Origin of the sequence: Pseudomonas sp. fls2-241-TYG-175, from assembly GCF_030209155.1 — a bacterium.
In the GTDB taxonomy this organism is placed as follows: Bacteria; Pseudomonadota; Gammaproteobacteria; order Pseudomonadales; family Pseudomonadaceae; genus Aquipseudomonas; species Aquipseudomonas viridiflava.
In genome coordinates, this window is sequence record NZ_JARVSO010000029.1 from 22,547 (window position 1) to 35,213 (window position 12,667).

At 60.0% G+C, this 12,667-nt stretch carries 10 protein-coding genes; 5 read left to right on the top strand and 5 right to left on the bottom strand.

Annotated elements, in window-relative coordinates; all coding sequences use genetic code 11:
• Position 1: 1 nt before the first annotated feature.
• Both argS and QRN20_RS20175 read right to left on the bottom strand, forming a co-directional pair.
• Positions 2–1,738 (bottom strand): arginine--tRNA ligase, encoded by a 1,737-nt coding sequence (gene argS / locus QRN20_RS20170; protein ID WP_122434508.1) that lies wholly within the window; start codon positions 1,736–1,738, stop codon positions 2–4.
• A 159-nt stretch (positions 1,739–1,897) separates the two neighbouring features.
• Complete coding sequence (locus QRN20_RS20175; RefSeq protein WP_122417883.1) at positions 1,898–4,117, bottom strand: primosomal protein N'; 2,220 nt, start codon at positions 4,115–4,117, stop codon at positions 1,898–1,900.
• A gap of 165 nt (positions 4,118–4,282) precedes the next feature.
• On the opposite strand from QRN20_RS20175, the gene rpmE reads away from it, so the two are divergent.
• The 3 genes from rpmE (at position 4,283) to QRN20_RS20190 (ending at position 6,764) form a co-directional block, all read left to right on the top strand.
• Positions 4,283–4,504 (top strand): 50S ribosomal protein L31, encoded by a 222-nt coding sequence (gene rpmE, locus QRN20_RS20180; RefSeq protein WP_004888228.1) that lies wholly within the window; start codon positions 4,283–4,285, stop codon positions 4,502–4,504.
• Positions 4,505–4,517: 13 nt separating this feature from the next.
• The gene (locus QRN20_RS20185; RefSeq protein ID WP_122606996.1) at positions 4,518–5,312 is read left to right on the top strand and encodes a thermonuclease family protein; all 795 of its coding nucleotides are present in this window, start codon (positions 4,518–4,520) and stop codon (positions 5,310–5,312) included.
• A 183-nt stretch (positions 5,313–5,495) separates the two neighbouring features.
• Positions 5,496–6,764 carry a malic enzyme-like NAD(P)-binding protein gene (locus tag QRN20_RS20190; RefSeq protein WP_025993925.1) on the top strand — a complete coding sequence of 423 codons (1,269 nt, stop codon included), beginning with the start codon at positions 5,496–5,498 and terminating at the stop codon, positions 6,762–6,764.
• 139 nt (positions 6,765–6,903) lie between these two features.
• On the opposite strand, the gene QRN20_RS20195 is transcribed toward QRN20_RS20190, so the two are convergent.
• The 3 genes from QRN20_RS20195 to QRN20_RS20205 form a co-directional block, all read right to left on the bottom strand.
• The gene (locus QRN20_RS20195; protein ID WP_029243141.1) at positions 6,904–7,719 is read right to left on the bottom strand and encodes a zeta toxin family protein; all 816 of its coding nucleotides are present in this window, start codon (positions 7,717–7,719) and stop codon (positions 6,904–6,906) included.
• Positions 7,720–7,964: 245 nt separating this feature from the next.
• A complete protein-coding gene (locus QRN20_RS20200; RefSeq protein WP_122428584.1) occupies positions 7,965–9,353 on the bottom strand; it encodes a DUF3482 domain-containing protein in 1,389 nt (462 codons plus the stop codon).
• Positions 9,346–10,725, bottom strand: coding sequence for a DUF2868 domain-containing protein (locus QRN20_RS20205; protein WP_122428582.1), 1,380 nt, complete (start codon positions 10,723–10,725; stop codon positions 9,346–9,348). The genes QRN20_RS20200 and QRN20_RS20205 overlap by 8 nt, the downstream gene beginning before the upstream one ends.
• 109 nt (positions 10,726–10,834) lie before the next feature.
• On the opposite strand from QRN20_RS20205, the gene QRN20_RS20210 reads away from it, so the two are divergent.
• Both QRN20_RS20210 and QRN20_RS20215 read left to right on the top strand, forming a co-directional pair.
• On the top strand, positions 10,835–11,347 hold the full coding sequence (locus QRN20_RS20210; RefSeq protein ID WP_043304187.1) for a dihydrofolate reductase: 513 nt from the start codon (positions 10,835–10,837) through the stop codon (positions 11,345–11,347).
• A 181-nt stretch (positions 11,348–11,528) separates the two neighbouring features.
• Positions 11,529–12,587 (top strand): HAD family hydrolase, encoded by a 1,059-nt coding sequence (locus QRN20_RS20215; RefSeq protein ID WP_029243137.1) that lies wholly within the window; start codon positions 11,529–11,531, stop codon positions 12,585–12,587.
• Positions 12,588–12,667 lie beyond the last annotated feature (80 nt).

Sequence of the window (12,667 nt, forward strand, 5' to 3'; positions counted from 1 at the left end):
CTTACATACGCTCCAGAGTTTCCAGACCCAACAGATCCAGGCCTTGCTTGAGGGTGCGACCGGTCAACGCTGCCAGACGCAGGCGGCTCTGCTGCTGATCGGGATTTTCGGCACCAAGGATCGGGCAGTTTTCGTAAAAGCTCGAAAACAGACCCGCAAGGTCATACAGGTAAGCACAGAGTACGTGAGGCGTGCCTTTTTCTGCGACGTTATTCAGGGTTTCGGTGAATTGCGCCAGGCGAGCCGCCAGTTCCTGCTCCTGTGGCGCTTCCAGCACTATCTTGCCTTTGCTGGCGTCGAACGGCGTGCCCAGCTTGCGGAATACGCCAGACACGCGAGTGTAGGCGTAGAGCAGGTAAGGCGCGGTGTTGCCTTCGAAGCTCAGCATCTGGTCGAAGTTGAAGCTGTAGTCGCTGGTGCGGTGCTTGGACAGGTCGGCGTACTTCACTGCGCTGATACCCACCGCCTTGGCGATGCTGCGCAGCTCGGCTTCCGCGACCTCGGGATTCTTTTCTTTCACCAGCGTGTAGGCACGCTCTTCGGCTTCGTCGAGCAGGTCGATCAGCTTGACCGTACCGCCATCGCGCGTCTTGAACGGACGGCCGTCGGCGCCGTTCATGGTGCCGAAGCCCATGTGCTCCAGCTGCATGCCTTCGTGAACGAAGCCTGCGCGGCGCGCTACTTCAAATACTTGCTGGAAGTGCAGCGCCTGACGCTGGTCGACGAAGTACAGCGCGCGATCAGCCTTGAGCACCTTGCTGCGATAACGAATGGCGGCAAGGTCAGTGGTGGCGTACAGATAGCCGCCACCGGCTTTCTGTACGATCACCGGCAGGGGCGTGTCTTCCGCGGTGCGGAATTCATCGAGGAACACGCACAGGGCGCCATTGCTTTCCACCAGCAGGCCTGCGGCCTTCAAGTCGCTGACCACATTGGCCAGATCATCGTTATAGGCGCTTTCGCCCATGACATCGGCCGGGGTCAGATTGACGTTGAGGCGCTCGTAGGTCTTCTGGCAGTGCGACAGCGAGATCTCGTTGAAGCGTTTCCACAGCGCGAGGCACTCGGCATCGCCGCCCTGCAACTTGACCACCAGCCCGCGAGCGCGCTCGGCGAACTCTTCGGATTCGTCGAAGCGCTGCTTCGCGGCGCGGTAGAAGTTTTCCAGGTCAGACAGTTCGTCGCTGGTCGCCGGTTTTTCCTGAAGATACGCCAGCAGCATGCCGAACTGGGTACCCCAGTCGCCGACATGGTTCTGGCGAATGACAGTGTCGCCCAGAAAAGCGAGGACGTTGGCTACGCCGTCACCAATGATGGTCGAGCGCAGGTGGCCGACGTGCATTTCCTTGGCCAGGTTCGGTGCCGACAGGTCGACCACCACACGCTGCGCCGGGCCTGCCTTGCGCACCGAAAGCTGTGGGTCCGCCAGGGCCGCGTCCAGACGCGCGGCCAGGGCCTGAGTGTTCTGGAAAAAATTCAGAAAGCCGGGGCCTGCGATCTCCACCTTGCTGACCTGCTCATCAGCGGGCAGCGCTGCAATCAGCTTTTCAGCCAGATCACGCGGCTTCATCCCGGCAGGCTTGGCGAGCATCATCGCGATATTGCTGGCGAAGTCCCCGTGGGTCTTGTCGCGAGCGTTCTCTACCTGAATCGCCGGCGTCAGCCCTTCTGGCAAGACGCCCTCGGTGACGAGACGGGTCAGGGCTTGTTGGATCAGCTGACGAATGGTGTCTTTCATGATGCTCTCTTCGACCGCAAGCGCGGTGGCGCCTGGATGCGCGGGTGGAAAAACTCCGCATTATCCGTTGCTCAAGCCGTGTTGCCAACCGTGTTGGTTTTCAGGCCCGTAACTGTGCAGCCGCGTCCCACAAAAGCCGTGTTTATTTACATGGATAGCTCAGTACAGATCCACCGGATCCACATCCAGCGACCACCGGACCTGCCTGCCGCTGGGCATTTGCTCCAGGACAATCAGCCACTGGCTCAGCAATTTGTGCAGCGGCGCGCGGGCGCTGGACTGCAGCAGCAGTTGCGCACGATAACGTCCCGCGCGGCGCTCCATGGGGGCGGGCACCGGGCCGAGCAGTTCGATGCCGCCCAGGCTCATGTCAGCCAGCAGTCGTTCGGCTTCACTGCAAGCCTGATCCAGAAACTCCTCGGCCTGCCCGGGCTTGTGCGCTTCGGCGCGCAGTAATGCCAGGTGCGAGAACGGCGGCAGTCCGGCGGAGCGGCGTTCGCTCAAGGCCTGCTCGGCGAACGCGAAATAGCCCTGTTCGGTGAGCTGGATCAACAGCGGATGGTCGGCCAGGTGCGTCTGGATGATCACCTTGCCCGGCTCTTCGGCCCGGCCTGCGCGCCCTGCGACCTGCACGATCAGTTGTGCCATGCGCTCGCTGGCCCGGAAGTCGCCGGAGAACAGGCCGCCGTCAGCGTCGAGAATGGACACCAGCGTTACGCGGGGGAAGTGGTGCCCTTTGGCGAGCATCTGTGTGCCCACCAGAATGCACGGCTGGCCGCGCTGGATGGTCGCGAACAGCTGGTTCATCGCATCCTTGCGCGAGGTGCTGTCGCGATCGACGCGCAGCACCGGGTAATCCGGAAACAGAATCGCCAGGCGCTCTTCAGCGCGCTCGGTGCCTGCACCAACCGGTCGCAGATCCACCTTGCCGCAGGACGGGCACTGACGCGGGATTCGTTCAACGTATCCGCAGTGGTGGCAGCGCAACTCGCCTGAGCGTTGGTGCACGGTCATGCGCGCATCGCAGCGCTGGCAGCCGGACATCCAGCCACAATCGTGGCACAGCAAGGTCGGTGCAAAACCACGGCGGTTGAGGAACACCAGCACTTGCTGGCCTGCCGCGAGCGTCTGGCCGATGGCCTGTTGCATCGGCCCGGAGATACCACTGTCCAGTGGACGACTCTTTACGTCCAGGCGCAGAAAACGCGGTTGTTGTGCGCCACCGGCGCGTTGATTCAGGCGCAGCAGGCCGTAACGACCGGTGTAGGCGTTGTGCAGGCTTTCCAGCGATGGCGTCGCCGAACCGAGCACAATCGGGATGTTTTCCTGACGGGCGCGCACCAGCGCCAGATCGCGTGCGTGATAGCGCAGACCTTCCTGCTGTTTATAGGAACCGTCGTGCTCTTCGTCGATGATGATCAGGCCCGGGTTCTTCATGGGCGTGAACAGCGCCGAACGGGTGCCGATAATAATGTCGGCTTCGCCATCGCGCGCCGCCAGCCAGGCGTCCAGTCGCTCACGGTCGTTGACCGCCGAATGCACCAGCGCAATACGTGCATTGAAGCGCTGTTCGAAACGCGCCAGGGTCTGCGGCCCGAGGTTGATTTCCGGAATCAGTACCAGCGCCTGCTTGCCGGCTTCCAGCGTCTCGCGGATCAACTGCAGATAGACTTCGGTCTTGCCGCTGCCCGTCACGCCCGCCAGCAGAAAGGCGTGGAAGCTGTCGAACCCGGCGCGAATGGCCTCATAGGCGGCGCGCTGTTCGGTGTTGAGCGGCAATTCCGGCTGGGCCAGCCAGTGTTCATGTCGCGCACTGGGCGCGTGGCTGCGCACTTCGACGTACACCAGTTCCTTGGCCAGCAACAGGTTGAGGCTGTCTTTATTAAGCATCAGCTTGCTGAGCAGTTGATGCGCTACGCCATGGGGATGCTGGGCGAGGGTGGTCAGGGCTTCGCGCTGCTTGGGCGCGCGGGCGATGCGCGAGTCGTCGACGCTGGCGCCGGGTGATACGTGCCAGAAGCGTTCCTGGCGGGTTTCGGCCAGTTCGCCCTGACGCAGCAACACCGGCAACGCCCAGCTCAAGGTGTCGCCCAGGCTGTGCTGATAATACTGGGACGTCCACAGGCACAGCTTGAACAGCGCAGGAGGCAGTGGCGCCTGGCTGTCCAGCAAGGCAATGGCCGGTTTCAATTTTTCAGCGGGTACTTCGCTGTGATCCACGACCTCGACCAGAATGCCGATCATTTCCCGCCGACCAAATGGCACTCGCAACCGCATGCCGGGCTGCAGGGCACTGCGCGACACGCCAGCGGGGGCGCGGTAATCGAACAGGCGGCGAAGCGGCGAGGGCAGGGCAAGGCGCAGGATGGCGTCGGGCACGCGGTGTTTCCCTGTGTCGGTCGTGGGGGATGGGCGATCTTAGCAGACGACCGGTGCAAAGGTTCGCTTGCGTCGTTTTGATTGTCTGATACTATCCACGGCCTATTTCCGTGCGGTATTCAACAATAGTGTTGGGTGGCGGCACGCTAGACTGAGGAAGTACCGATGAAAGCTGATATCCATCCAGTTTACGAAGCCATTGACGCAACCTGCAGCTGCGGCAATGTCATCAAGACCCGTTCCACTCTCGCCGGCCCTTTGAGCCTCGACGTGTGCAACGAGTGCCACCCGTTCTACACTGGCAAGCAGAAGACGCTTGACATTGGCGGCCGTGTCGACAAGTTCAAATCCCGTTTCGGTGCGTTCGGCGCAACCAAAGCGAAGTAAGACTGGCTGCCTCTTGGGCATTTCCAGACTGCTTGAAAAGACGCCCCTTGTGGGCGTCTTTTTTATGTCCGCGATTTGGCTGTCCGACGCGCAGGCGTTCTGCCCCGCACCGGCCGGTTTGCCTTTTGCAAAGGTACAGCGGGTGGTGGACGGCGACACCCTGCGCCTGAGCGATGGTCGCAGCGTGCGAATGATTGGTCTCAATACCCCCGAGACCGGCAAGCGCGGTCAGTCCGCCGAGCCGTTTGCCGAAGCGGGCAAGCGACGTCTGCAAGCGCTGGTCAAAGACAGCGGCGATCAGGTCCGCCTGCAGATCGGTCAGCAGGCCAAGGATCGCTACGGTCGCACGCTGGCCAATGTCTACGGTCGCAACGGCACCAACCTGGAAGCGCAGCTGCTCAGCGAAGGGCTCGGCTATCTGGTCGCCTTTGCACCCAATACGGCGCTGGTCGATTGCCAGAAGAGCGCCGAGCGTCAGGCGCGTCAGGCCAGACTGGGTCTGTGGCGCAACTCGCCGGTGCAAGCTGCCAATCGGATCAATAAAGGCGGTTTTGCCGTGGTGTCCGGTCGCGTGAAGAGCGTTCAGCGCAATCGCGGCGGTGTCTGGATCGAACTCGACGGTTCACTGGTGTTACGCGTTGCCCCTGACCTGCTGTCTGCCTTCGATGTGGCGAAACTTGAGCGGCTCAAGGGTCAACAGATCGAGGCGCGGGGCTGGGTGGTGGACCGTTCCCGGCGCGGTGGTCTACAGTCAGGACAGGCTCGCTGGCTGATGCCGCTGACCCACCCGGCCATGCTCAACCCCTAGGCATCGCCTGCAATCCCGGGCCTTTCGACGAGCGGTTCGGCTTTTTGTGTTTCCAGTGCCTTAGCGGAAAGTCTAACTTCTCGCCCCTTGACAGCAGTGACTGGTCAGTCTTGTTAGGACTATGCATCTTGCGTATCCTCGGCGGTCCGTCTGTCCCACAGTAAAAAAAGCGGAATCCAATACATGTCAGATTTGAAAACTGCCGCGCTCGATTACCATGCCAATCCCCGTCCAGGGAAGCTGAGCGTAGAACTCACCAAGCCGACCGCAACCGCTCGTGACCTGGCTCTGGCCTACAGCCCTGGCGTTGCTGAACCCGTGCGTGAAATTGCCCGTGACCCCGAGCTGGCTTACAAGTACACCGGCAAAGGCAACCTGGTAGCAGTTATCTCCGATGGCACCGCAATCCTCGGCCTCGGCGATCTGGGCCCGTTGGCCTCCAAGCCGGTCATGGAAGGCAAAGGGGTTCTGTTCAAGCGTTTCGCCGGTATCGACGTTTTCGATATCGAAGTCGATTCCGAAAGCCCGCAGGCCTTCATCGACACCGTTAAGCGCATCTCGATCACTTTCGGCGGCATCAACCTGGAAGACATCAAGGCACCTGAGTGCTTTGAAATCGAGAAAGCGCTGATCGAACAGTGTGACATCCCGGTGTTCCACGATGACCAGCACGGCACCGCTATCGTGACCGCAGCCGGCATGATCAATGCACTGGAAATCGTCGGCAAATCCCTCGACACCGCCAAGATCGTCTGCCTGGGCGCTGGCGCTGCCGCCATCTCCTGCATGAAGCTGCTGGTGAGCATGGGCGCGAAGATCGAAAACATCTTCATGATCGACCGCACCGGCGTGATCCACTCCGGCCGTACCGACCTGAACCAGTACAAGGCTGTGTTCGCACACGCCACCGAGAAGCGCACGCTGACCGATGCACTGGAAGGTGCTGACGTGTTCGTAGGCCTGTCCGGTCCTAACCTGCTGAGCGCTGAAAACCTCAAGCTGATGGCCAAGGATCCGATCGTGTTCGCCTGCTCGAACCCTGATCCGGAAATCTCCCCGGAACTGGCTCACGCCACTCGCAGCGACGTGATCATGGCGACCGGCCGTTCGGACTACCCGAACCAGGTCAACAACGTACTGGGCTTCCCGTTCATCTTCCGTGGTGCTCTGGACGTTCGCGCCAAGCGCATCAACGAAGAAATGAAGATCGCCGCAGCCAACGCCCTGCGCGAATTGGCCAAACTGCCGGTTCCTCAGGAAGTGTGCGACGCCTATGGTGGCATCAAACTGGAATTCGGTCGTGAGTACATCATCCCGAAACCAATGGACACCCGCCTGCTGGGCCGTATCGCCGAAGCAGTCGCCAAGGCCGCTATCGAAAGCGGTGTGGCCACCCTGCCATATCCGAAGCACTACCCGCTGACCAGCGTGGACGACGTGTTCAAGGGCTGATTCCTTGAAGCAATAAAAAACCCGCAGAGATGCGGGTTTTTTATTGAGCGGTCGCTGTCAGGCGTTTTTAACCTGCGCGATGATCTCGTTCTGGCGCTTGGTCGCCTCAGTCAGAACAACACTGTAAATACGCTTTTTTTCATCGGACTTCGCGTTGCGAATGAATTCCGCGAAAGGATTCTTGGCCTTCTCGGAGTGCGGATTTGGAAGCTTCATTGACTGGCTCCTGAGGTGAGACGTTTTCCAGCGCAGCTGCCAGCTCATCGCGGGTATAGCGCTCGGGGATATGGTAGTCAATCCTGTCCACGCCCGCCTTGTAAAGGCGGGCTGAGTTATCTATGTGCTTTAGAAGCAGATCGACATGCACATGTTTTCCATACTCTAGCTTAAGCGTGTTCACGACGTCACGTGCGGAGAAGTATTGCTCGACGAAATGGTCAGCGAGGATACGCCTGCCCTCTGCCTGCTCTCGAGCCTTGACGAACTCCCAGGCAAGCAACGGATTTTGATAGACATACAGCACTTGAACGTAGCGTCCTTTCTCCAAGGATCTTTCGACATTGCTCCGTGCAATGTCGATTTTTGCAAGGGTCCCATCCAGCAGAAAAGACTGCTGCTGCGATAGTGCCAGATCGATAATCTTGGAAATCAGAATTGAGATGCCACCTTGGAACAGGTACGCGTTACCCCCGGTGTAGAGATCAAATTCAGCGCGTAGCTCGTCTGGGTCTATTCGTAAAATAGACGAGCTTGTAAAGAGATTCAGAAGAGCAATCGACGCTTCTGTCTTACCTGCTCCAGGGGATCCGGACATGAAAACCGATACGGGCTCGTCCTCTGCCGGGTAAAGATCCAGTGAGGTCAGCTTTCTCCCGATAGCCTTCTTGTTTTGCCTCGCGAATTTGATCGCTTCGTTCCAGAGTCTCTTCTCATCATCCGTGAATTCCACCAACACTCCATTTTTTCCAGCCTGCCCTCTCGGTACCGAGTAGGAAGCGGTTAGCGATACGATGAAGAGTAGCGGTCGAAATTGAATCTGGAGCACGCAAGCCTGGCCAAAATACTTCAAAAGATATCTGTACAGCCGCCAATAACGTGATCGCGACCCATTCGTCGATTGTTCGGATGCACACGGCCAGGACTCGGAATGCTTTGGATACTCTGCTATGCGAATCGTGACGAACGGTCAGGTTTGACGGCTCACCCCTGCAAAATCACCTCGGCCAACCCATCGATCGCTTCCTGCCGTTCAGCCTGATTCAGCCGCGCATGCGGGTTCAGTGATGACCATTGCGGGTGGGCGCGGGATCGTGACAAAGGTTCGGGCAGTTTGCCCTTACGCCAGGTCTTGTCTTGCGGTGTGGTCAGTTCGATGCTGTTGATCGCCGCATGGCCTCTGACGCCCAGCGCAAGCATCAGCTGACGTTGTCGAAGCGCAAGCAGGCGCAGTACGGCGTCGTCGACGGTCAGTTCCCGGTGTCCCTTGAGTTTGCCCAGCAGACGTCCGCCGTAGCTGCGGGCGGTCAGCAGGGCGCCGCCGGCAATGGCACCTACCAGCGCAGCGGCGCCCAGTGTGACGCCACCGACCATCAGGTCCACGCCTGCTCCGGCCGCGGCGCCTGCTGCCACGCCGCCGCCGACGCGTACGCCCATCAGTTTGAGGGTTTCGGGGTTGAACAGGTCATCACCCCAGCGTCCATCCATCAACGGCAGGTCGCTGGCGGTCACGTCATCCTTGCGAAACGCATGCAGCTTGAGCAGCGCTTCGACGCACTGCTGTTCACGCTGACGGACCGCCTGACGTAATGCTTCGATGGCCTGTTTCTCCTGATCAGGCGTGGTTTCGACGCTACGCCGACAGGCTGCGCAGTCGATCAGCATTTCCGCGATCAGACGCGCTGCGCTGTGTCGTTTGGCCTGACGCTGTTTCTCCTGATCCTCGATCAGACGCTCCAACTGCGGGCGTGCGCTTTCCAGCATGAGCGCCAGACTTTCATATAGCCGCCGCCCGCCGTCTTCAGGAGGGGCGACGCTGTCGAAACGCACCAGCGCATGCAGACCGAGACGTGAGAGGGCTTCGCGCCATTCAGGCTCGCGGTGTTGCTGCGCACTGACGAAATTGAGCACTGGCAATAAGGGTTTCCCGCAACTGGCGAGCACGGACAGTTCGTCGCGGTATTTGGACAGCACCGGTTCGCGGGCATCGATGACATACAGACCCGCATTCGAATCGAGCAACTGTCGCAGCACTTTGGCTTCCTGCTCGAAGCGTTGGCGAGCTTCGCTGCCTTCCAGAAAGCGTTCCAGTCGAGCCGGGCCGTCCAGCCGTTCACCGGGGCGGTCCAAACGCTCCAGATAGTCGAGCAGGGCGATGGCATCTTCCAGGCCAGGCGTGTCGTACAACTCGACCGTGGCCTGGCCGTCCACCGAGAGACGAGCCCCTTCGACATGCCGTGTGGTGCTGGGGCGATGGGACACTTCGCCGAACGTCACATCGCCCGTCAGGGTGCGCAGCAAGGAGGTCTTGCCCACATTGGTGTGGCCGACCACGGCAAGCTTGATCGGGCCGGACTTGTGCGCATCACTCATGGCCTGTCTCCAGCCAGCTCATGGGCAGATGGTCTGCCCAGGGCAATTGCAGTTGATCCAGCGCGACATGCCAGTCATCCAGCCGCTCGGGGTCCAGGGTTTGTCCGGCGGGCGCAGGCAGCAGCCAGACGCGGGTTGCTCCGGCGCAGCGCGCCAGTTCTGCGATCAGCGCAAGGCTGCCGCGATCCGGCGAGCGACGCGGGTCACAGGCAACCAGCAGGCGTGCGGGCGGGTATTGAGTCAGTTGTTCCAGAAGTCTGTGGCGCGACTCGCGACTGTCCAGAACACCTGCGTTGGCAACGCCAACGGGCAAATGGGGCGGCCAGACCTGTTGGTCGTCCAGCTCGATGGCCACCAGCAGGGCGCCGTCGCTTTTAGCAATCCCTGCGTCGCGCTGAACCTGATGCAGCATTGCGGGCTCGGCATCGTTGACGCCCAGGCGCTCGCTGCTTGGCATCAGCCTTTCGCGCAGCTCAAGGTAATCGGGCTGCTCCAAATCGAGCCGCAGGCCAGCGCGGCCGTTTTTCCAGCGCCACAGGCAAAGCGCGGCCAGCATCAGGCGCGGCAGGATGCCATAGACCAGCAGCACACCAACCAGCCACGCCGCCCAGGCCTGGCGAGCGTTTTCGATGCTCAATGCGCCGTCACCACTGGCTCGGATCATGGATTCGTCCGGCACGCTGAAGCCCAGCCAGGCCGGGATCGTACTCAGCGTCTGGGTCAGGCTGACGAACGTGTCGCTGCTCAGAATGGTGGTTTCCCAGACAAACCCGTAGCGCCGGGTCGACATCAGCATCAACAGCACCAGCAGCGCACTGAGCAGTGCGATCAGCCACAGGCTGTTGACCACCAGTCCCAAGACCCAGCGATTCAGGCGTTTGCGTTGCAGCAGCAGAATCAGCGCCGGTGCCAGTTGCGCGGCCTGAGCGTCGCGGGCGAGTTTTTCACTCAGCCATAACCAGAGTCGGCCAAGTCCACTGTTGTTGCGCCCGGCAAAAACCACACCCAGCGCCCAACTGATCAGCAGAATCAGATTCAAACCGAGCAGGCTGCCCAGCGCCCAGAACACATTGACCGGCGTCTGGCCGTCGCCCATGGCAGCGAAGGCCAGACCGGCGCCACTCATGATCGCCATTACGGCCAGTGCCATCAGAGCCAGTCGCGCGCCCTGTTTCCAGTGATGCAGCGCGGCAACCATGCCGTCGCGCTCCGCCAGCCACAAGGCACGGTGAGTGATGCGGGTCGTGAGGTCGCCTTCGCCAGCGCGTGCGCGGCGGTTGGCCTCCTGATCGTCGAGCGTCCCCGCTTGTTTTTCACGCAGGCGCACAGCTTCGGTCAGCCAGAGGGTATCGAGGGGTGTCAGCGCAGTCACACGGCGTCTCTTCAAGGAATTCAGCGGTGAGCATAACCGCTGTCATGGGACTGAGCACGGCGTGTAACAGTTCAGTGGCTTGCTGCGTGTGCTCTGATATCCTCGCTCGATGAATACTCATCTCCCCCTCAGCCTGATTGCCGCCCTTGGTGAAAACCGAGTGATCGGCGTCGACAATTCCATGCCCTGGCATTTGCCGGGGGACTTCAAATACTTCAAAGCGACGACCCTCGGCAAGCCGATCATCATGGGTCGCAAGACCTGGGACTCGCTGGGCCGTCCGCTGCCGGGGCGCCTGAATCTGGTGGTCAGCCGCCAGACAGACCTTCAGCTCGAGGGTGCCGAGGTTTTTGCTTCGCTGGACGCCGCTGTGGCACGTGCCCAGCAGTGGGCGCACGAGCAGGGCGTCGATGAAGTCATGCTGATAGGTGGTGCTCAGTTGTACACCCAGGGGCTGGCTCAGGCGGATCGTTTGTATCTGACGCGCGTGGCGTTGAGTCCAGAAGGCGATGCCTGGTTTCCCGAGTTCGATCAGGTGCAGTGGAAGCTGGTTTCCAACACTGAAAACCCCGCCGTCGAAGACAAGCCCGGCTACAACTTCGAAGTATGGGAACGGGCCTGAACCATCAGCGGTGATGCGGCAGCAAACAAAATGTCACAAAACTGTCGTTTTTTGTTTTGCTGTCGCGATCAATGGGGTAAATGACGTCTTCTGACGCCTCAAAGGTCGCTCGCGCACTTTCGCGTTCATAATATTTTGTTACGGTCTGACCCTTCGAATTTTTGAGAAGGGGACTTCGCTCATGAAACTCGCGCCAAAAATGCTGTTTGCTGCACTTTGTGTCGGGCTGGCCAGCCAGGCTTTCGCCGCCACCGAATTGAAGCATTGGCCCGAGCCCGCCGCGAAAGCACTCGATGCGATGATCGCCGCAAACGCCAACAAGGGTAACTACGCAGTCTTTGACATGGACAACACCAGCTACCGCTTCGACCTCGAAGAATCGCTGTTGCCGTACATGGAAAACAAAGGCCTGATCACCCGGGAGAAGCTTGATCCTTCCCTCAAACTGATGCCGTTCAAAGACACGGCCGAGCACAAGGAAAGCCTGTTCAGTTACTACTATCGCCTCTGCGAGGTTGACGACATGGTCTGCTATCCATGGGTCGCTCAGGTGTTTTCCGGTTTCACCCTGAAGGAACTCAAAGGCTACGTGGATGAGCTGATGGCGCTCGACAAGCCGATCCCTGCGACTTACTACGATGGCGATACCGTCAAGCAGATGAACGTCGAACCGCCCCGCGTGTTCACCGGGCAGACCGAGCTGTACAAGAAGCTGATGGAAAACGGCATCGACGTCTACGTGATGACCGCTGCCTCCGAAGAGCTGGTGCGTATGGTCGCCTCCGATCCCAAGTACGGCTACAACGTCAAGCCAGAGAACGTGATCGGCGTGTCGCTGCTGCTCAAGGACAGGAAAACCGGTGATCTGACCACGGCGCGCAAACAGATCACGGCTGGCAAATATGATGCGAAAAGCAACATGGGTCTGGAGCTGACGCCTTACTTATGGACACCTGCGACCTGGATGGCTGGCAAACAGGCGGCCATCCTGACCTACATCGATGAATGGAAAAAACCGGTGCTGGTGGGCGGTGATACCCCGACGAGCGACGGCTACATGCTGTTCCACAGCGTCGACGTCAGCAAAGGCGGCGTGCATTTGTGGATCAACCGCAAGGACAAATACATGACGCAGTTGAACGGCATGATGAAGAAGAACGCCGAAGCCCAGGCCAAGGAAGGATTGCCGGTGACTGCCGACAAGAACTGGGTGATCGTCAAACCGGACGAGATTCAGTGAGGAATACGATGCTGATCGTCCCCACGCTCTGCGCTCATCGTTATACACAAGTCCGCAAGACGCGCAAAACGGGGGCCTAA